The sequence below is a fragment of the Actinoalloteichus hoggarensis genome (assembly GCF_002234535.1).
In the GTDB taxonomy this organism is placed as follows: domain Bacteria; phylum Actinomycetota; class Actinomycetes; order Mycobacteriales; family Pseudonocardiaceae; genus Actinoalloteichus_A; species Actinoalloteichus_A hoggarensis.
The window spans coordinates 3,541,664-3,562,417 of record NZ_CP022521.1 but is presented as its reverse complement, the minus strand read 5'-3'; the positions used below and the strand labels follow the sequence as shown (position 1 = coordinate 3,562,417).

Genomic DNA, 20,754 nt, shown 5'->3' with positions numbered 1-20,754 from the left:
TCCTCAGTCTTGGCCGACGGGGCGTGGGCATTCCTCGCCTGCGGTGAACCGCAGGCCGGGAGCGACGACCCGGGTGACGGCGATCGGTCGACCCGCTTCAGTCAGCGGAACGACCAGAACCGGCTGGTCGGTCATCCGTGTGACCTCCGCCGCGCAGGCGGCGAACTCGGCGGCCAGGTCGGTCTCCCGCGATCCGGGCAGCGTCGCGGTGACCTCCGCCCAGGACACCATCCCCTCGTCGGGGGTCACGGGGGCGGCGCGATCCCAGCGATGAGAGCGGTACAGCGAGCCCCGGATGTCGTCCCGAGTCCCGTTGATGACGGTGAGCCTGCTCTGTGCCGCCTCGGTGACGGCCCTGGACAGCGCGACCGCCGGGTCGGTGTGGCAACCGGAGCCCGCGTAGAGGGACGGGTCCTCAGGCGACCACAGATAGCTGACGAAGCAGGGGAAGCGTGGATTCCGAGTCACGTCGACCAGTTCGAGCCACGCCCCGGCCCGGTGGATACGGTCGATCAGCTCGGCACACGAAGGGTCCGTGACCGTGTCCGGGCGGATGTGGCGTCGCGTCTCCACCGGCTCGTCGACGAGGTCCGCCGTCGAATCGCGCTCGACGAGTTCCAGGAGGGCGTGCAGCGCCGCCTCCATCGGATCGTTGCCGCCTGCCAGCCCGTTGGTGGTGACCCGTAACAGCGGGGGCGTCCAGTCCGGAGTCGCCAGGGAGGAGATCCGCACGGAGTCGGCGGGCACCATCGTCGTGGCGTTCGAGCCCGCCACGGTCGCGGGCAGCCAGGACAGCGGCACCCGGGGGTTGAACAGGCTTCGTGCCGCGCGTTGCAACCGTGACACGTCGTAGGGCAGAGCCAGTTCCTCCGCCGGAACGGCCTGCGCGTCGGGGGCAGGTGCCGGGCAGTTCTCCGCGCACCACAACTCGTAGGCCTCCACCCCTGCCGACACCTTCGCGGCGAGATCGGTGACACCCTTTCCTTGACTCACGCTCAGCGTGGTCGCCGTCGGCCGGAACGCGACCCAGACGGGGACCCCCAGGACGTCCAGGCCGGTCACGTCGGCTACGCGGGTGATGCCGGCGCGTGGGAACTCGTTCCGCACGAGCCGCCACGTCTCCGCCGGCTCCCTGCTGCGATGCATACCCCGCAGGTGGGTCTTCTCGCTGCGTCCCGCGACGGCGGTCACCGAGCCACACCACCCTGGGCGGCCTCCACCGAGGAGAGCGCGTCTGCCAGTCTCATCCCGCCTGTACCGTCGGCAACCCAGCGCACGGCATGGAACATCTCGCCCGCCCGCCAGGCACGAACCACCTTCGCGTCGATCGCCACGTTCCGCATGCCTGCCGAGGCCGAGGCGACCAGGTCATAGGTCACGCCGGTGAGCCCCCCGTATTTCTCGGTCAACGCCGTGCTCCAGTCGGTCAGCTCGTCGGAGTCGCTGATCACCCGTGCTCGGCCGTCGACGACCACCACGTCGTCCGCGCTCTCCAGATGCACCGTCACAGCGCGGTTGACGGCGATGTTGCGTGCCTTGACCGTCGACTCCGGTGTGCTGATGAGGAGACTCCCGCGACGCCATACGCCCCACACCGGAACCGCGTGTGGTCGAAGATCCGGGCGCACCGTGCACACCCAGTAGCTTCTGGACTCCGTCAACATGGAGTCGATCTCCGCCCAGGTGAGGGCGGGCCCCTCAGCGACGGTGCTGACGTTCATGACGTACTCCTAGCGAGGTCTCGATGACGAACTCGGTGACCCGATCGGTGGGCTGGTGCGACGGGTCGGGCAGCGGTTCGGTGAAGGTCAGCGGACCGCCGTCTGGGGCCGCCTCGACGCCGAGATGACAGAGGGACTGCGAGAGGTCGAGGTAAGCGGGTTTCCGCAGCGCATCGCCTGCTCGCGACCTGGCCAGCAGCACTCGTTCCTCGGCGGCCTCACCACGCAGGACGTCCCAGGTATCGGGCACCGTCAACCGCCGCAGGAAGACTCGCCGCGGTATGCCGGTGTCCCGACAGAAACGGCGCCAGGCGAGCAGATCCGCTCCGGTTCCGGGCAGGGCGTCCGCCGAGACCTTCCAGGTCCGACGCGCCAGGATCAGCCTGCCCAGGCGAAGTCGCGGATAGTGCCGGACCCCCAGGTCGGCCCGCCGCTCGTCCACTCGGTCCCACAGAGGCAGAGTCGTGCCGAGGGAAGGACCGAAACCGGCGAGCCACCGGTACAGCGGGGGCGCGAGCTGAGGCAGTGTCCCGTTCTGGGGCACGGGGGCGAACACCGTCTTCGTGTCCGCTCCGCCTTCCAACAACAGCCGTCCGGTGTCGGGGTGAACCCGTACTGTGCAGTCACCCAGGTCGACACGAGCCTCGGGATCGGTGGCGACGGCCGCGTTCGGGTATCCCAGCACCGCCGGGAGAAGCCGAACACGATCGTTCACCGACGCACCGAGGGTCGTCCCGATGTCGGCGGGCAGTCCCGCCGATGCCTCCAGAGGCACGTCGACGGCCGCGCTCTCGGCCCACGCGCGCACCTCCTCGAGCGTCTGAGGCGTCATCAGCGCGGTGTGTCGCGCGGCGAAGCGCCCGTAGCCGCTGCTCGCGCCGTTGACCACGAGGAGACCATCGGCGGTGGCCTGCACGGGCCAGGCGACGCACGCCCAGCGGCCGACCGTCGCCGGGAGCGCCTCCGCCAGGTCGTGTAAGGCGGCTCGGTCGCAGTACACCTCGGCCGCGTCGGCCGCGTCGGCCGCGAGCGCGGTCAGCGCGGCCAGCGCCCGGCGTCGCAGCCGCAGCACCTCGCGCAGCACGGGGTGGGTCGACTCGGCGATCAGCCGTTCCGCCGCCGCAGCTCCCTCCTCGCGATGCCAGCGATACGCCGTCAGCGCGGGTACGGCCTCGTGGGAGAACCGGGACCGGAAACAGACGGACTCGGCGATCCGGAGGGACAGCTCGCCCCCTGCCAGCGGCAACACCCGTTGCAACAGCCCCAGATCGCTACGCACCTCGTAATCGAGGGGGAGGAGGTCCTCGGCATTGCCGGACATGCCGTGCAGATCCTCGACGAGGTGATCGGAAGGCACGTCGACGGGTTCGGGACGAGGCCGACCGGTGACGATCCGCTTCTCACCCGCGGCGTCCCCGTCATCGTCGGCGTCAGCGCCGCGCACCGGAGCGCCTGCGCCGTCCGAGAACGTCCCCGGTGGCCGGGGCGCGGCGGCCTGTGCCACCGTAATCCGAGGCGGCGCGGACATCGTGTCGGAGAGCACGCCCGCAAGCTCCTCGGTTGTGGCGCGTGTCGCGCGGATCAGCGCCGACGGCTCACCACGTGCCTCTTCCGGCCAGGTCCGCTCGATCGCTCGCAGCGTGTCGAGCGCGGTGGCCGCAGGCGTGCGCGGATCGAGGACGGCGTCCCGCGTCCCCGGGGGGAACCCGATCTCGAGAAGTCCACGTCTCAGTAGCGCGGCGAGGACCGGTGGAACTCGGTCGGTGCCGGTCGCACCGAATTCGGCTAGCAGGACGGGCCGTCGGAGCCGGGTGAGGAGCCGAGCGAGCCGAGACGAACACGGCGCACGCAGGAGACGTTCGCCTCCGGAGCTGTCAAGCCACTCCACTCGGTCCTCGGTGAGGCGTGCCGTCGGATTGGTGGTGATCCACAGTGCGTCGTGCGGCGCGGGCGGCGGGTCGCCTGCGGACGCCCATGCCCGCAACTCGTCACGGAGATCGGCGGCGAGTCGCACGTGACCCCGAGGCGGACGATGTGCGGCTCCGGGCATGACGAACACCGATTCGACGAACCGGGCGAACGGTGTCGGCTTGGTGGCGGCGCGGTAGGCCAGCCGCAGCAGGGTCAGTGCCTGCCGTCGCGAGCGCGCGCCGTCCGCGGGGTCCGGCGGGGCGGACGAACGCAGGGTCGAGGCCAGCCGGGGTACCGCGACCTCCAGAGCTGCGGCGAAGTCGGCGTTCGCCAGCACCCGCGTCGAGGTCGCGAGAACGCGCAGGCGCAGGTCGTCCTCCAAGCGCGTACGGCGCCTCGCCAGTGTGTCCGCCTCGGAGGCGGCGGCCTGGTATCGACCAAGCGCGAGGGGCTGCGGGTCGAGCACCCTCATCGGGGCGAGGTCGGATTCGGACGCCGTCCGGCCGTTGAAGACCGCACGACGCAGGCGCAGCAGCTGCCCGCGTGTCGTCCGATCGGCTGCGGGGACGAGTCCGGCGATCACTTCGGCCAGTTCGACGCCTGCGCGGGCTCGTCGTGCCTCGGCATCGAGCTGCGCCTCGGCGGTTCTCCACAGCGTCCCGTCGCCGAGGTCGCGCACGGCGTCGAACGGCAGAAGGCACCGCCGTACCACCTGAAACGGGGCCGCCACGGGGGTGGGAGCGTATTTCGTCACCGCCGCCACACGACCTCCAACGGGAGTTCGACCAGACCCCGATGCAGAAAGTGCGGGCTCCACCTCGCGGCTCCCCCCGACCGGATTCGAGACAGGCGACGAGCGAGGACGTCCAACATGACCACGCCTTCCATGCGCGCGACATGCGCGCCGAGGCAGACATGCCTGCCCTCGCCGAACGCGAGCCCGCCGGGCGGGCCGGTGAGCCCCGCGTCGTGAAGCGGATCGTGGTTGGCGGCGCCGAGCATGACGCGCAGCGGGGTGCCTGCACGGATCACCCGGCCAGCCAGTTCGGTGTCCTCGTCGGACACCCGCACCGTGAACGTCAACGGCGCCTCCGTTCTGAGCACCTCGTCGACCAGCGCGGACCGGTTCGCCCGCCCCGTCGCCACCGCGTCGAACAGGCCGTCCTCGTCGGCCAGGCGATGCAGCAGTGCGCTGAGCAGGTTGCGGGACGTGTCGTGGCCCGCGAGGTAGAGGCTGAACACGGTGGCGACGACCTGCGGCTCGGTGAGTGCGTCCGGCCCCTCCCGGAACCGAGCCGTTCGGCCCAGTACGGAGTCGCCCGTGCCGGGAACGGACTCCTCGTCGCCGACGGGCCAGGTACGAATGCGATCGCGTAGCTCCCGCACTCCGGCGACCGAGGCGGCCACGGCGTCGGCGTCCGGGACGGAGTCGGCGAGCCCACCCCCTCGGCTGATCCGCCTGCACAACGCACTGATCTCGTCCCGCTCCGCCGCCGGGATACCGACGAGGTCGCCGACGACGTCGACCGGAAGACGTCCGCTGATCGCCTCCACCGCGTCGAAACGGCTTCGGCCGGCCTCGACGGCGTCGAGCAGCCCGTCCATCATCGCTTCGGTGCGGCGGGCGCGGGCACGCACCGCGCGGGGCCCGAACACCGGCCCCAGTATCCGTCGCAGCCTCTCGTGATCGGCGCCCTCCGTCTCCAGCATCATGCCGAGGACGAAGCCGCTCAGCTCCGGGTCCCGCATCCAGCGCGAGTCCGTGGCAGGACGCGGCATGCGATAGCGGGTGTCACGAAGCACGACCCGTGCCAGCTCGAAGCCGACGACGAGCCAGCAGCTCGCCTTCTCGTTCCATTGCAGCGGTCCGTCGCGGTGCAGGCGTTCATACAGCAGAGCGGGCCGCCGCAGCACCATCTCGCGCGCCGCCGCCGTGCCGCGAGTGCTCACCGAGCAGACTCCGGTCGGTCCGGCAGCAGGCCGAGCTGCCGGTGCAGACCAAGCAGGTCCATCTCGTCCCAGTGCTCGGCGAACCTGCCGTCGGCGATACGCCAGATGTCGATGATCCCGAGACTGAACGACCGGCCGGTGACGGGCAGGCCCAGCAGCGGACCGGTCTGTCTGCCCGTGACGGTGAGTCGGGCGACGACCCGCTGCTCGCCTGCGATGACGTCGTCGGCGTGCACCCGCAGGTCGGTGACGAAGGATCGCCACCTGGTCACCGTGCCGCGCAATCCCGCACGCCCCGGCGGGACGTCGGGATTGTGCTGCACGTAGTCCTCGGCGATGCACTCGTCCAGGTGCGCGAGGTTCCCGGTGTTGAAGGCCTCGGTGAAGTGGTGCACGAGGCGTCGTGCCTCGGCGGGCGTCGGCATGTCGTCGGCTCTCCTATGGTCGAACTCGTCACCAGGGGATGGTGGCGGTCAGCAATGCGGCTCCGGGGGTCTGCGCAGGCAGTGTCTCCACGTCGGGACGTCGTTCCGCCGCGACCGAACGGCCCAGGACGGTGTCGGCGATGAGGTCCATCGCGTCGGTGGTGCTGTAGGGGTGGACCGTGCCCGCTCGAACGTCGCGCCAGGCACGCTCGAACACACTGCCCGCCCTCATCACCGAGGAGCCGACGATGCGGGCGACGAGATCGACGACCTCGACGGCGGTGATCGTGGCGACGTGCTTGGCCAGTACGACGCGCGCCATGCCGTCCTGAACGGTGCCGTCGCGCCACAGACCGTTGCCCATCACCTCCTCGGCCACCGCGCTCACGAGAGCCCAGGCGGAGGACTGGCGCATCTCGGCCTCGCTGAGCAGCGCTCGGACCCCGCTCCGGTCCTGCCAGCCTCGCCGGTCCACCTCGGCGATCGCGGCGGTGAGCGCTCCTCGTGCGATGCCCAGGTAGACGGCGCCGAACGAGGGCATCGACCAGCCCCACAGGTTCTGTAGCAGCGAGCCGTCGAGCATCCCCTCCGGGAAGCTGAAGGTGACCGCGTCCTCCGGGACGAAGACATCGAGCAGCTCGACGTCCTGACTGACGGTGGCGCGCATGCCGCCGCTGTGCCAGGTGCCTGCGACCGGCTGGATCGTCTCGGAGTCCACGGGCACGCGAAAGCCGATCACGTGGGGTCCGTCCGGATGATCGACGTCGAGCGCGATCGACACCAGGTGCGTCATCACCTCGGAGTTGGTCCCGAACACCTTCCTGCCACGCACGCGGAATCCGCCGTCGACGCGTGTCGCCTTGCTTCCCGTGCTGCGGACCAGCGAATGACCTGGTTCGGCCGTGATGGGCGCGAAGAGCACCCGGCCGGCGACGACCTCGCCCAGCAGTTCGGTGAGCCGTCCGGTCGGAGCCGCTCGCCATCGTCGGGCGAGCTGACCGGTGATGGACAGGTGCATGTTCGCGGCGAGCGCCGTCGGCCCGGAGGCAGCGGCGAGCCGTTCCTGCGCGATGATCATCTCGGGTAGCGCCGCGCCGTGACCCCCGAGCTCCTCCGGCGCCGTCAACGCCAGGTAGCCCGCGGACCGCAGGTCGTCGAAGTCCTGGTGAGGGAAGGTGCCGTCCGCGTCGTGGCGAGCCGCGCGTTCGCTGATCGCCGGAGCCACCCCGTCCGCCAGCAGCCACGCGCGTCGGCCGGACTCAGTGCAGACTCGTCTCATCGGGACCTCTCCTCCTCGGCTTGCCTGTGTGCTTCCAGTAGCCAGGTCACGACGTCGTCGTCGTCCTCTGGTCGGCCGACTCCGGTGCTGCGGTCGGTGAGAATCCATCCGTGCGGTCGCAGCCAGGCCGCAGGGTCCGCGACCGCCGACCGCCAGGGAGAACCGCGATCGGCCATGAATCGCAGCCATCGCCGAACCTCCGGCAGCCGGGTCCCGGCCGTGGCGACATGGTCGAGGGCAAGGATCGATCCCTGCGTCGAGCGGGCACCCACCTGGTGGAGCAGCGTGCGGACCTCGTCGGGCGTCAGGTAGTAGAGAAGGCCCTCGGCGATCCAGAGGATCGGCCTGGCGAAGTCCAGTCGGGTGTCGTCCAAGGCGTCGAGGCCGTCGGCGACCACGTCGGCCGCCACGGTCGAGCGTCGACAGCGGGGGAGGGCATCGCCGATCCTCCTTCCCTTCTCGGCGAGCACCTCGGGTAGATCGACCTCGATGAGGAGCAGGTCATCGGGGAGATCGAGTCGAAATGCCCGTTGGTCGTAACCGGCGCCGAGCACGACGACCTGGCGGTGGCCCGCGACGGCCCACTCGGTGAGCACCGTGTCGAAGAATCGGGCGCGATCGGTGAAGAAGGCGGACCCGATGGCCGCTAGGCCCGCGTCGGCGGCCTCGTGCTTCGGCGCCTCGGCCCGGGCGGTGGCCAGCCATGCCGCGGTGTCGGCGACCGGCCGGTTCACAACCGCACCTTCCCGCGTGCGGTGTAGGAGCCTTCGACCGCCGGCCTGATCGACACCCGGTGCGGCACGACAGGTTGGGGCAGCGCGGCACAGGCGGCGCGCACGGCCTCCTCGTCGACGGTGCCGATCACCACGACGACGATCCGGTCCACCGGCCCGTCTCGTTCGACGGTGACGGCGGCGTCCACCGCACCGTCGACGGCTCGGACGGCGGCGGCGACCCGGCCTGGGTAGACGCTGATGCCGTCCACCTTCACCAGGTCGTCGCTGCGGCCGTCGAGGACGAAGCCGCCGTGGGCGCGGTCGCGGTGGGCGAGGTCTCCGGTGCTCACGGCGCCGTCCGGCCCCACCAGCAGCGGGCCGCCCCTCGCCGCGAAGCGGGTGTCCGGCCCCCGTGTCCACATCATGCCGACGCCGTCGGCGCCGACGGCGTCCAGCCACACCGGTTTGCCCGGAAGCGGGACGCCGACGTAGCCGTCGTCGCGCACCGTCCTGGTGACCGTGAGCAGGCCGGTCTCGGTCGAGCCGAGCATGGTCAAGAAGCCCGCGCCGCTGAAGCCCGCGGTGATGCGCTCCGCCCTGCGGATGGTCAGACCGCCGCCCGCCGGGACGAACGAGACGCCCCGGTAGTCGGCTCCCGCCTGTGCGGACCTGGCCCCCAGCACCTCCAGCGCGGGCGGAGCCACACAGATCCCCGACCGTCCCGCCAGTTCGCGGGCGGGAAGCCGCCAGTCCCCCGAACCGAACAACACCAGATCGCGACCGAGCAGCAACGCCGGGATCAACGCCATATAGAAGGCGGCGGCGAAGTCCAACGGAGAGCAGGTCGCGAACACCTCCGCGGCCGCGTACTCCGGCAGACCCGAGGTGTACGTCTCGACGGCGCGAGGGAGGCCGTGCGGGTGCCCGAACAGCAGACGAGGAGTGCCAGAGCTTCCCGACGTGGCCGTGGCGTACACCGGCTCCGCCGTCGCGGGCGAAGGGGGGCCTGCGTGCTCGGCGGCGGGCCGCAGCAGATCCTCGAACCACGGTGCGTCGGGATCCGCCCAGCGAGCGTCGCCGAGGACCCAGCTCGGCGCGGGCTCGGCCATGCCGAGGATCAGCAGCCCCAGTACGGTCTGCTCGCCGCGATCCGCGGGCAGCACCCAGCCATGTGGGGACGCGGGCAGCCTGGCGGCGAGTTGCTCGGCACGCCTGATCAGCTCACGCCACGACGTACGGCCGTCAGCGGTGACCACCCCTGCTTCGCGCTCACCAGGCGACTCGCGTAGGCATGTCAGCCATGCGGGTTCTCCACCCATGCCACCCACCCCCTGATCGTCTTCGGCCGTCGGAGCGGCTCAGGCAACGTGACCCCGTGCTCGGTGAGGACGACCGCGGCGACCTCGCGCTCGAGTGAGGTCAACGGTCGGTCACGGTCGTGTTCCTCCAAGGCGCTCTCCAGCGCGGTCGCCACGGTGGCGGCGGCCGTGCGTGCAGGCGACGTGTCGGTGGGGGAGATCTCCGCGGCGGGCGGCTCCGGGCCGACCCGCCCCGGGGCGGGACAGTTCAGAGGGAGTCGGCGCGGCATGTCGAATCGGATGTGACGCACCCGTTCCACCCTGGTGTCGGTCGCCGTCACACCGGGTGCGACGGCACGGAGCGCATCGAACAGCGCCAACGCCTCGGCGCGGGCCATCCGAGCCCCGAGACAGCGATACAGCCCCCAGCCGTAGGAGAGAACCGCTGTTCCGGCGGCGTCCCCGCCAGAGTTCGCCGCCGCGACGCGGACGGACACGATCTGGCCCGCGCGGAGCAGATGCCCGTCCACGTTGATCGACGATCGGGCGACACGTTCCAGCGTCTTCAGGGGCGGCTCGTGGCGCACCGCCTCGTCGATCGCCGTCGCCGTCGACACCGGATCGGCCAGGGTCCCCGGGGCGCCGAGGATCCGCACCGCGCCGTTGCCGATCATTCCGGCGACCGTCTCCAGCGAGGCCTGCACCAGCATCACCACGTTGGCCTCGGCGTCGGCGTCGGACAGCCCGCTGATGCCGGAGTCACGCCACTCGGCGAGAACGGTGTCGCGCGGGGCCGTCGCCCGAGCCTCACGGATCAGGGCACGCATCCGAGTCAGCGCGTCGTGGCCCTCACGAAGGGTGTCCGCCGGGTCCTGGGAGCGCAGCGCGTAGGCGACCACCGCCAGCCGTTGACTGAGCCGGTGCAGCCGCAGGAAGTCTGCGGTGGGAAGGCCGAGCAGGCGAGACGCCACGGCCGCCGCGTACGGGAAGGCCACCGCTGTCATGAAGTCTCCGCCGCCCGCCGCGGCCAGCGTGCCCACCACCCGCTCGGCGTCGGCGCGCATCCCGGGAACCATTGCGTCGACGGCGTCGGCGGTGAAGAAACGGCCGAACGCCCTTCGCAGCACCCGGTGGCGCTCGGGAGCGGCCTGCAGCATGATTCGCGACGCGAAGTCACCCAGGTCTTCGGCCGTCGCCTGAAGGTCAGGCGGGAGTCGATCGGCGAGAGCGGCCATCACCGGCCCTGCCTCGACGACGCCGAGACCTTCGTGGGACAGCAGCCGCACCGCCAACGCCCGATCGGAGACCAGCCAGCCGAGTCCGCCGGGCAGCGGCTCGGCGCCCGGCGGCGCCTCAGTCGTGCCTTCAGGGGAAGGGATGCGGGTCATGACGCACCTCCGAGGTGATCGAGGCTCCATGTCGACGGCGGAACTCGGTGATGCTCGCCGGGCTGGGCATCCGTCGATGCGGGTGACCGAAGGTCATCGGCGCGAGTCCGGGGACCACGGCCTTGAGAGCGGTGAGCCCGGCGCCACGCAGCTCCGGTGTCGTGTGATCGACCACGATCACCTCATGCCCGGTCTTCTCCGCAGCGGTGAGAAGCACCGCGAGATCCGCGGCCACATCGCCACGCGGACGGTGCACCGGTCGGACCGGGTCGGGCGCCGCGGCCGGATCGAGGAGGAACGCGAACCGCTCACGCTGAGCGGGCAATGCGGCGGCGAGCGCGTGGTCGGTCATGTGCCTTACCAGCTGCGGGGCGGCCGCCATCGGTTCAAGCTCGTCACGGCGCTGTCGGTAGTTCGCCGCTATAGCAGGTCCTGAGGTCGCCATTTCGTGCACCGCACCGAGAAGTGCTCTCTCGACGTCGAGGCCGCAGCCCGCCGTGATCAACGTGGCCGGTTCGGCCTGCTCGTCGGACAGCGAGACGAGCAGCACCACGGGCAGACCGAGTTCGCCGCGGGCGAGAAAGGCACGGAGCGTTCTGCCGAGCCGCAGCCGCAGCGCTCGCAGGGCCTGTGCCGTCGCACCCTCGAAGTCGGTCAGCGGCAGCTCGGGGAGCGGAGTTCGGGAGTACCAGGCACGGAGGAAGGCATCCCGCTCGACCAGTTCGAGCAGACAGGCGAGCAGCGCCTCCTCCGGACCGGCCCCGACGGCGCAGCCGTTGGAGTTCTCGTAGACGAAGGACGGTCCGGCGTCGGGATCTCGGGTGGCTCCGTAGTAGGCGACGTGGAACGGCACCAGCACCGGCCTGCCCGAGGACACGACGTGCGCCCGTGCCCAGGCCACGCGGGTATCGGGATGAAAGGGCACGTACTCGAACGTCGGATCGCCGTATGCCTCGTCCTCGTGCAGGAGCAGCCTTCTCGGGTCGACGGCGTCGTCCAGGTCGGCGAACGTCGCGACGGCGGCGGGACCGCGCCCCGCGCAGTGCCAGCCCGCATACCGTTCCAGGCCCTCCAGCACGGCGGCGGTTCGCGCGTCGGCGAAGTTGTTCGAGTGCCCGATCGCGATCTCGTGGAAGCCCCACTCGGTCGGGACCGAAGCCTGTACCGCAGGCAGCGCTGCCTCGCCCGCGAGGCTCGGTGCGGTCACCAACCCGGACCACGAGTCGAGGTAGACGTCCTGCATCCGCGAACGATGGTGCGCGAGGTCGAATCGGCGGGTGCCGCCGGACGTGCTCGCGGGCAGCCGGCGAGTGAGGTCCGGCAACGGCGGCGGCGACTCTCGGGCGGCGTCGCGACACGACGGCGAGGAGCAGCGGACGTGCGGGACGACCGGATGCCAGCGGCCAGCGAGGGTTCGGATGTTCAACGCGAACGCGGCGTCGCGGCTGCGTGGTTCCTTCCCTGAGGAGATCCTGCCTGCCTCGTCTCGCACGAGCGCAGCCACCAGGGGTACGGCGGCCGCGGGCCACCACGGTGTGAATCTGGCGGACAGCGCCGTCAACGGCTCGGCGGATCGGCCGGTCCACTCGGGACGTCCTGTCCCGCGGACTCGCAACGCCAGGCACTGCGGGCAGCCGGGGCGGCCCGGCTCCACGAGCGGACCGAGAACCAGCCGTCCCCCGACGCCGTGCACGGGCAGCACCGGACCGGAGGGCACGGGCAGCGCACGGAGATCGGCGTCCCAGCGGTCGTCCACCAGCAGCACCAGGCCCGTGCCGTCCTGAGGATACGGTGTCACCGCTTCCCCCAGGAGCGCATGCAGCGCCGCGGCCAGGCCGGTGTCACCGACCGCACGAGGCTCGGACTCGGTCGTGAGCCCGGTCATCGCTCGGCGCCCCGGTGTTCGGAGACGGCGGCCGTCGCACCGCCGCCGAAGGCAGGCGTCGCGACGCCGACCTCCACCGCGGTGACGATGTCGGCAGCCGACGGCGGCGGCGCCAGGGGCGAGCAGTGCAGGTTGAGCGTGTGAAGGAGGGCTTCAGTGTCCGCCGAGTACGTCGAGACGGCAGGCGACAACGGCGTCGCGGGCTCGCCTTCGGCAGGCGGCGTCCTGCGGGCGACGGCCAGCAGCAGCGCGGCCTCGATCGCGGGCCGCGCGGCGACGTCGACCACCGGTGCGGTCGCACCGACTCGTGCCCGCCACAGCCCGGCGGGGTGCCGCTCCAACCGGACGGAGAGGTCTTCCGACTCTGTGAGTTCGCGGAGCCTCCGCACGTCCGCCTCAGCGGCGGCGGCCTCGGGCTCCTCGGCGGGGTCGGGGTCTGCCCAGCCGGTCAGCTCGACGTCTTGTGCCCAGGAACGGATCGCTCGTGCCAGCGCTTCGGACTTGTCACGCCCCGCACCGACCGAAGCACCGTGGCGGGCGACACCGAGCACCGCCTCCAGACTGAGCAGCCCGGCTTCGCGGCGGACGTCCGGCATGTTCTCACCGACGACCAGGACGTCCGCGACCGAGGCGGCTGGTTCGACGCGCCCGGGGCGGTTCACTCGGAGACGGGCCGAGGCGAGCGGGAGCTGTGGAAGATCTTCCGGAGAGCAGGCGGCCACCGGCCCGAAGCAGGAGGCACTGAGGAGCCGCTCGGCCAGCACACCGCCCCAGTCCGCCGGGTCCGATGTCGGCGCGCTCCCGGAGGCTTCGTCGTGTGCGGGGGCGGTGACTCCGACGTGTCCGGCGGTGCCGAGGAGATCGCAGGTCGGATCGACGTCCACCGGCTGACGCCAGATGCTCAGGCGCGTCAGATCGACGACCACGCCTTCGGATTCCGGGGGCCTTCCGGCGCCGACGGCACCGCTGACGTGGCGGAACAGATCGTGGACGAGGACCGCGCCCGCGATGGACACCGGAACCGGGCCCAGTCCCGGTGCACAGGGGAGGGCTGTCGCGGCGTGCACGAGGCGCCGCCAGGCACAACGTATGCAGGCGGCGTCCGAACCGGGAATCTGGGCCTTGAGCAGCATGGCCTGGCCGCGGGTGAGCCCGAGCCAGCTTCCTCGCCCCTCGGCCAGCGCCGTCTCGGCGACGCGGAGCGCGGTGGCGTCCTCGCCGTCGGCGAACACCCCGAGCACATGGGCTCCGACATCGCGTGTCGCCCGGCGGACCCGCGCTGGAACGCCGAGGGCCTCGGGCAGGTTCGACAACTCCGCTGTCGGCTCGGCATCGAGCAGGGACACGTCGCCGAAACCGGACTCCAGGAGGATCGCCGCGAGTGGAGCGGCCCGTTCCACCGGTCCCGCCACGGACACGGGACAGGCGCGTACCGCCGTCATCGCGGCTCCGGGATCGGCCACGAGATGGCGGAGGAACTCCACCTGCTGTGGGAACGCTCGCTCGACGTCCACCGGTATGGGGGCCGCCTCAGGGTCTTCTCGGCGCACTACCCCGTGCCGTTCCAGCGCGCTCAGCAGAGTCCGCACGAACCCGGCCTGCTCCGTGGGCAGCGACGCCAGCAGTCTGTCCGGAGCGACACCCCGGTCCAGCAGCGGCGCGAGCCTCTCCACCCAGGTCGCGACGGTGCGACCTCGCAGGCGGAAGGACCCGTCGGTGGTGCGGATCCACACCCCGTCGGCGACGGGAACGTAGTATGCGTCGGCACGTAGTCGGAGCAGGGGCTCTGTCATCGGTCGACCTCGGCTGCGCTCGGCACGGCAAGGGGATTCAGACTGGATTCCAGGTACAGCGCCCGGCGGTACAGGCCGAACGGCATGAGTAGCAGCGACGTCCAGCCGAGTGCTTCCACACCGGTCGGTCGGTCCAGCGTCGCGCTGGTGAAGCCGAGCACCGGATGTCCGGTGACTCCGTCGGAGGCTGCGGCCACGAGCAGCCGTTGAGCGATCACGCCTGCGACGTGATGCTGAACGCGGTAGGCCAACGCACCGTTTCTGCCGAGTTGAGGATCGGCCGCACCGACCAACGCCACGACCAGCGGTGCCTGTACGAGGTTCATGTACTGGCCGAACATCGCGGCACCCACCACGGCGCCGAACTCGCCCTCGGCGAGGCGCATGAGTGACCGCCCGTGTGCGGTGGACAGGTAGGCACCCGGGCGAAGTCCCTCGACCGCGCGGATCAGCAGGACACAGCGGACATGGTCCAGCCCGGTCTCCGCGCCGGGAAGATCCGCGTTCAACGGAGCCGCGGCCTGGACGAGCCAGCGCGCGACGGCTGCCGACGGCAGTGGAGTGGAACGGAGCTGCTCGCCCAGTGCCGTACGGGACCAGGATTCGGCAACCGACGGGACGTCGACGGCCCCGACATCGGGCAGGGTGATCAGCTCCGAGCCCGAGACGCGCGTGTCCTGCGGATCCGGGTCGGGCAGTGCGGGCAGGTCGACCGGCAGTCCGGTGCCTCTGTCGGCGGTCAGTGTGGCGGCGTGCATCCGGGAGGCGCCCGCCTGCGGCGGCGGGCCTCCCGCCGCGCCTCGCCACGCCGTCAGGTCGGCCGTCGGGACTCGTCCCGGCTGGGAACGGCGGGTCGTCGCCGGTTCGGCCGAGGGCGGGTCGACGTCGAGTACGGCGATCACCGCCTCCTGACGTGCGTCCAGACCCAGCTCGGCCAAGACGGCTCGCTCGTCGGCGTCGAAGGACACCCTGCATCCCCAGCCCCAGCGGTGGGCGACGAGCGCGTACTGCCCCACCACGGTGCCCGAGTCCAATGCGGCGAGCCGGTAGGAGAAGTCGCTGTACTTGAAGTAGTTCTTCCACAGCGGCGCGGTGAGCAGCAGCCGGATTCCGCTGTGACGCACCGCCGGCATATCGGCCCGCGATCCCTCGTACGGGTCGTTCGGTGCGGACAGAGGCACGAGCGCGTGTCGGGTCGCGTCGTAGTGATACCTGCCTGCCGGCAGATCGGCCGTCGATCCGGACAGCACGTAGCACTCCACCGGGAAGGTCACCCCTCCGGAGGGCACCGGTCGGCGAAGTTGGTAGTGCGGCTCGCGGTGCACCGGCTTCGGCTCGTCAGGGCTGCTCTTGGCGATCCCCTCCGGATACCAGCGGACACCGCTCACCCCGTAGGAGGCCTGGAGGATCGCGCCCAGCTGGTTGAGCCTGCCGCCCGTCCGGCCCGACGTCGTGACGGCATCGCCGAGTGCCGCGGCTCGCGGCAGCGGCGGCAGGTCGATCCGAACAGGGCTCTCATACCAGCGGAAGGGACTGGGAATCGCGGACCAGTCGATGCTCCATCGGTCGGGATACACCTCGTCGAAGGTGCCGCGGAGCCGCTGTACGAAGCGGTCCACCTCGACGGCGTCGAACGGCAGCGGATCCCTCATCGCGCCGACTCGGGTTCGGGCTTGACCGACCGGATCAACGCGACGGCGTCGAGGTCGAACTCCTCTTCGAAACTGCGTGCCACCAGATAGAACAGCGTGTACCGGTCAGCGAGGGTGAAACCCAGACGGTAAAGATGCCAGTTCGTGTATCCCTGCGCGAGGCGTGATGCGAGGAACCGTCGGTCCTCTCGGATCATTCCCTGGAAATAAGGGTTGTCTGCGATGGCGCGGTGGATTCCGGCGACGGGTGGTACGGGAGCATCGGCGAGCCACGGCACGTCGGGCCGTCGGTAGAGGCCGTCCGGCGACGGCGCGAGCCTGGCCAGCTCCTTGTTGCGGGGATTGGCGTAGAGGAACAGCCGGCCCTCGTCGAAGCCCTCCTGGATCGCGGGCAGGTAGCCGTTCATCGTCCGCACCCACCGGGCGGCCAGGTTCGGCAGCCGGTCGAAGTCGGGAACCGGCTCGTCCATCACCTCGATGATCTCCCGCGTCCGTGCGCGGAGCAGGTCGCGATTGAGCTCGAATCTCCTGGCGTACCTGGCCCGTGCCGACTCGGGGTCACGAATGAGCAGCAGATAGCCCTCGAAGGTGGCGAGGTAGGACACATACCCCGCTCGGAACCCCATCTCACCCAGCCGTCCAGGCAGCCGAGGAGCCAGCAGCGCGCCGTTGGCGACGAGCAGGTCGAAGGCCAGCGCCAGCCGACGTGTCGTGTCACCCCGGGTCGCTCGGAGCGACTCCAGTGCGAGCGGGGTCGTCTCAGCCCAGAACGAATGCATCATGTCCACGCCGCCGGGACCGCCCAGCCAACTGTGCTCGTAGTTGTAGTCGTGGAACCGGAAGACCTCGTCCGACCTCGCCGCGGTGCCGACCTGTTCGACGATGTGTGCCTTGAGTCTCGGTAACACCGAAGGGCTCCGAGTGCGGACGACCAGCCGCAGATAGGCGTTACCCCGTTGATTCTCCCGAAGATAGAACCACGACGCCGACTCGCCGAGTTCGACCGACGTGTCGAGCAACGGCGCCGCGACGTCGAGCAGCAGATCTTCCTGCACCGCCCAGGGGACGTTGACGGTCAGCTGTTCACTGGTCTCGTCAGCCATCGACGCTTACCCCGTTTCCTGTGACACCGACTGTGATCTGCTTCGGATCGATGCCCAGACGGCCGAGTACGGCCCGCCAGGCCAGGTAGGCCACGAAGCACTCGCCCTGCGGCCGGACGTTGATCCGATTGTTCGTGGTGTGCGTGTACTGGCAGACGAGCGCGGCCTCCGCGACGAACGCGGGGGCCGACCGGTCCACCTCCGCGGGCCACACCTCGCCCGAGGCCACCAGCGGGCGAACCCGACAGACGGCCTCGTGAATCAGCCGCTCCCATTCACGGCCGACGCCCCGGCCCACGTCGAGGCCGTCGGCGATCGCGTCGGCGAGGGTGCGATAGGCCGATTCCTGATGCCGGTACTGCTCGTCCCACGCCGCGAAGAGACGTTCGCGGTCCGGGAGATAGCCGACCCATCGTTCCTGATAGTGCCGGAGGAAGATCGCACGGCCGTCGTCGTCGAGCCCCAACGCCCTGGTACCGAGCAGCAGTAGTTGCAGCGCGACGCCCAGTCGCGCACGGTCGCTGTCGACACCACGCAGGATGTGGTCGCTGACCACCGTGCTGGAATCGAAGACGTCCTCGGCGACGGCGATGCCCTTCGGCCCGCCGTACTTGGCGAACTCGGGCTCGTAGTCGATCCAGTGCAGCGAGTTCGGCGGCAGGATTCGGGCCGATGCCGCCGGGTCGGAGACACCGGTCTCCAACGTCGCCAGTCGGCCGAGGGATCTGCCCAGCCGTTCCGGGTCGACGTCTGCGGGCCCGGGATGCTCGGCGAGATGACCCAGCACCGATCGCTGGAACTCGGTCCGGATCCGCTCGGCTTGACGGAGCGGGACCTGGAGACGAACCCGTACGTGCGGCCCCTGCTCCCAGTGCCGGAGGAAGAAGGCCCGACGTGCCGAGCCCTCGTCTCGCAGTCGCCGGATCAGCGGGAGCAGCAGGTCCGTGAGCAACGGGTCGGAGTCCGCATGGTAGAAGACGTGGGCCGACAGCCAGACGAGTTCGTCTTCAGACATGGCGTCCTCCGATCGTCTCCACCACGTATTCGTTGACGTGTTCCGTCGGCGACTCCGCAGGCAGTGGCAGGCACTCTTGGAAGGTCATGTCGGCGTGGACCTTGCGCAGTGCGCGCTGCCAGGCGGCGACACCGGTGACACTGGTGAAGTCGAGCAGTACGGGCTTGCGCTCCGCTGCGGTCGGGAATCGGACGGGGCCGGACGGGACGCCGTTCTCGCCGACGTCCATCGGCACCATCGGGTCCGGCAGGGTGAGCTGCCGATAGAAGACCTGATCAGGCAGGCCGTTGGCGTGCTGCCACCGCCTGATCTCCAGGTGGGACCTCGCACGGTCAGGCCCGGTCTGGTCGGGAAGCTCAGTCCGCGGAATCTTCCAGGTGCGACGGTCCAGGATGACGTCGCCGACCCGGACTCTCGGATAGCGACGGATTCCGGCACGGTCGGGCCGCCGCTGGTCGACTCGATCCCACCACGAGAAGTTGGCGAGACTCCCCATCGCGAAGAAGCCGAGGAACCGATAGAGCTGCGGCGCCAGATCGTTGAGCAGGAAGTTCAGCGGAATGAGCCGCAGTCTCCTGCCGTCTCGGCCCTGCCAGAGCTCCAACGTTCCGTCGTTCGTCCTCACCCAGCAGTCCTCCAGGGATACACGATCTCCGGACCAGCCGCCTGAGGTTCCGCACGGATAGCCGAGGTGCCGGGGGAGCAGGGCGGGATGCACGTTCCCGTTGATCCCGAGCACACCTGCCAGGTCCGTCAGCGGCGAGGCGGGGTCGTCCTCTGCGGTCAACTCCGCGCGCATCGACTCCACGATCCGAGCCGATGTCGGCTCGGCGGCGGCGAAGGAGGTCAGGAATCGGGACATCGCCCGGCCGTAGCCGATGGCTCCGGCGTTCACCACGAGTCGCTCTCGCCCCATGACGCTCCCGCGTTGCAGGTTCCAACTCACCCTCGGCCACGACGAGACCCAGGACGGCGCCTGCTCGGAAAGGGCGGTGAGTCGTTCGATCCCGATCGTCACCTCGTCGGCGTCCGTGTCGTAGGGCGCTTCGGCGAGTACTCGGTCTTGGATGGCACGCAGCGCGGTGGGCACTGGAGCGCTCAGGTCGAGAAGCCGAGTGCCCAGCGCGGCCCTGGCCTTGGGCGCGGACAACGCGGTGTAGAGCGGGAGCAGTCGGTGTGGACCAGAGCCGAACAGCTCCGTGACGACCTCGGCGACGATGGCCCGTACATGCGCGTCATCGTCGAACAACGGAACCAGGCGATGCAGTGCGGTCAGCGCGGGCGAGTGCGGGGTCCATCGCGCGGCGGACTCGACGAGTGGTCGTGTCACCACTCCGTCGTCGTAGATCAGAGTCCGTGCGACGCTGAGGGGCGGCTCGGCGACTCGGCATGCCAGCGCCACCTCCGTCGTCCTGCGCTGGATGTCCTTCAGCAGCCTGACTCGGTCTTCGGGCGTTCCTCGCCCGAAGGTCTTCTCCGCGTGGAGCAGCGCGGTCAGGGGTTCACGCAGCTCTGCGGGCGCCTCCGGCGTCAGTCGTTCGACCAGCGTCGACATCGGATCGGGGTCCTGCTCGTCGATGCCGAGATCGCGGGCGAGCACGTCGTCGTCGATGAGCTGATCGAGGACGTCCGGACCGTCGTCGAACTCCTCGACTCGGCGGCGCAGGACGGTCTCCGAGATCGGAGCGCCCTCCGGCTCGGCCAGGATCACATCGAGGACGGCCCCACGCCGGACTCGCACGATGCGCTCTCTGGCGGCAGGCTGGTTCGTGCCGTCCCGGCCGCGGACGAAGAACGAACCGACCTCGGCGGACAGCGCCACGACGGGCGCGCGCCGAAGCACCGTCTGCTCGCGTGACATCGGATGGGCCGCGACGCTGCGATGAACCCACTCCACCAGCTGCCGAGGCAGTCGACATACCGAGTGGACGATCGGGGCGACCGCGAGATCGGCCGGCTGAGGCGCCGGCGTCTCAGTCAGGATCTCGACCGGCCGAACATGAACGAGCTGTCCGAACGGAGACGGCTTGAGCGCACTCCTGCTGATCAGGTTGACCAGGGTCGCCTCCGTCGTGCGGGATCGCTTGTCATGGCCCCGACCCGCGTCGACCTCGGCTCTGTAGCGGTCGATGTTGCGGAGCAGCCCGTCGGAGGTGAGCTGTGCGCTGGCCCGGATCTCGTGGAGGCCGCCGAGCTCGGCGAGGGCTTGCCGTTCGTCCGCCCACGACTCGTCGTACACGGCGACGAAGCGTTCGCGCAGCACCGACCGCCTGTCGGCGAGACTCGTCAGTTCCTGGAGCCACGGCGGCTCCACGCCGTGGTCCAGCGCGCGCGAGATGTCAGCGCCTTCGACCGGCAGCGCCCGGTTGAGACGTCGGCGCAGAGCGAGAACACTCGCGCGGCGACGGCGGTCGACGATCACGGGAACCAGGGCGGTCAGGGCCGCGGCCGCGGCCGGGGCCGATCGAGCCCAGTGTTCGTCGAGCGAGCGCAGCTCGTCGGCGAGGTCCGTGAGTGTGCGAGATCGCAGCCGCTCCAACACGGACGCCGGCAGACTGCAGACCCGGGTGACACCGTGTCCGGCGATTCGCAGGTTCGTGTCAGCCGCGCGGGGCATG

Annotated in this window: 15 protein-coding genes; all 15 read right to left on the bottom strand. The window is 70.5% G+C overall.

The features are described from left to right. Nucleotides 1-3 precede the first annotated feature (3 nt). The 15 genes from AHOG_RS15370 to AHOG_RS15300 are packed head-to-tail and all read right to left on the bottom strand — an operon-like array spanning nt 4 to nt 20,753. On the bottom strand, nt 4-1,191 hold the full coding sequence (locus AHOG_RS15370; protein WP_211290407.1) for a YcaO-like family protein: 1,188 nt from the start codon (nt 1,189-1,191) through the stop codon (nt 4-6). After that, complete coding sequence (locus AHOG_RS15365; RefSeq protein ID WP_093941972.1) at nt 1,188-1,721, bottom strand: pyridoxamine 5'-phosphate oxidase family protein; 534 nt, start codon at nt 1,719-1,721, stop codon at nt 1,188-1,190. The genes AHOG_RS15370 and AHOG_RS15365 overlap by 4 nt, the downstream gene beginning before the upstream one ends. Beyond that, on the bottom strand, nt 1,699-4,386 hold the full coding sequence (locus AHOG_RS15360) for a lantibiotic dehydratase (protein ID WP_157736835.1): 2,688 nt from the start codon (nt 4,384-4,386) through the stop codon (nt 1,699-1,701). The genes AHOG_RS15365 and AHOG_RS15360 overlap by 23 nt, the downstream gene beginning before the upstream one ends. After that, nucleotides 4,383-5,582 (bottom strand): cytochrome P450, encoded by a 1,200-nt coding sequence (locus AHOG_RS15355; protein WP_093941970.1) that lies wholly within the window; start codon nt 5,580-5,582, stop codon nt 4,383-4,385. The genes AHOG_RS15360 and AHOG_RS15355 overlap by 4 nt, the downstream gene beginning before the upstream one ends. Continuing rightward, a complete protein-coding gene (locus tag AHOG_RS15350; RefSeq protein WP_093941969.1) occupies nt 5,579-6,007 on the bottom strand; it encodes an ester cyclase in 429 nt (142 codons plus the stop codon). The genes AHOG_RS15355 and AHOG_RS15350 overlap by 4 nt, the downstream gene beginning before the upstream one ends. A 28-nt stretch (nt 6,008-6,035) precedes the next feature. Beyond that, nucleotides 6,036-7,286: an acyl-CoA dehydrogenase family protein gene (locus AHOG_RS15345; protein WP_169725866.1), complete on the bottom strand. Its 1,251-nt coding sequence runs from the start codon at nt 7,284-7,286 to the stop codon at nt 6,036-6,038. Beyond that, the gene (locus AHOG_RS15340) at nt 7,283-8,020 is read right to left on the bottom strand and encodes a class I SAM-dependent methyltransferase (RefSeq protein WP_157736834.1); all 738 of its coding nucleotides are present in this window, start codon (nt 8,018-8,020) and stop codon (nt 7,283-7,285) included. The genes AHOG_RS15345 and AHOG_RS15340 overlap by 4 nt, the downstream gene beginning before the upstream one ends. Further along, nucleotides 8,017-9,258, bottom strand: a complete 1,242-nt coding sequence (locus AHOG_RS15335) for an AMP-binding protein (RefSeq protein WP_157736833.1) — start codon at nt 9,256-9,258, stop codon at nt 8,017-8,019. Before AHOG_RS15335 ends, AHOG_RS15340 begins: the two co-directional genes overlap by 4 nt. 38 nt (nt 9,259-9,296) lie before the next feature. Beyond that, entirely contained in the window at nt 9,297-10,688 is a 1,392-nt protein-coding gene (locus AHOG_RS15330; RefSeq protein ID WP_093941966.1) for a cytochrome P450, read from the bottom strand. Next, entirely contained in the window at nt 10,666-12,573 is a 1,908-nt protein-coding gene (locus tag AHOG_RS15325) for a TOMM precursor leader peptide-binding protein (protein ID WP_093941965.1), read from the bottom strand. The genes AHOG_RS15330 and AHOG_RS15325 overlap by 23 nt, the downstream gene beginning before the upstream one ends. After that, nucleotides 12,570-14,366 (bottom strand): hypothetical protein, encoded by a 1,797-nt coding sequence (locus tag AHOG_RS15320; protein ID WP_093941964.1) that lies wholly within the window; start codon nt 14,364-14,366, stop codon nt 12,570-12,572. Before AHOG_RS15320 ends, AHOG_RS15325 begins: the two co-directional genes overlap by 4 nt. Further along, complete coding sequence (locus AHOG_RS15315; RefSeq protein ID WP_093941963.1) at nt 14,363-16,018, bottom strand: SagB family peptide dehydrogenase; 1,656 nt, start codon at nt 16,016-16,018, stop codon at nt 14,363-14,365. The genes AHOG_RS15320 and AHOG_RS15315 overlap by 4 nt, the downstream gene beginning before the upstream one ends. After that, complete coding sequence (locus tag AHOG_RS15310; RefSeq protein WP_093941962.1) at nt 16,015-17,121, bottom strand: lantibiotic dehydratase C-terminal domain-containing protein; 1,107 nt, start codon at nt 17,119-17,121, stop codon at nt 16,015-16,017. The genes AHOG_RS15315 and AHOG_RS15310 overlap by 4 nt, the downstream gene beginning before the upstream one ends. Then, entirely contained in the window at nt 17,114-18,136 is a 1,023-nt protein-coding gene (locus tag AHOG_RS15305) for a lantibiotic dehydratase C-terminal domain-containing protein (protein ID WP_093941961.1), read from the bottom strand. Before AHOG_RS15305 ends, AHOG_RS15310 begins: the two co-directional genes overlap by 8 nt. Then, nucleotides 18,129-20,753, bottom strand: coding sequence for a lantibiotic dehydratase (locus AHOG_RS15300; protein ID WP_093941960.1), 2,625 nt, complete (start codon nt 20,751-20,753; stop codon nt 18,129-18,131). Before AHOG_RS15300 ends, AHOG_RS15305 begins: the two co-directional genes overlap by 8 nt. Nucleotide 20,754 lies beyond the last annotated feature (1 nt).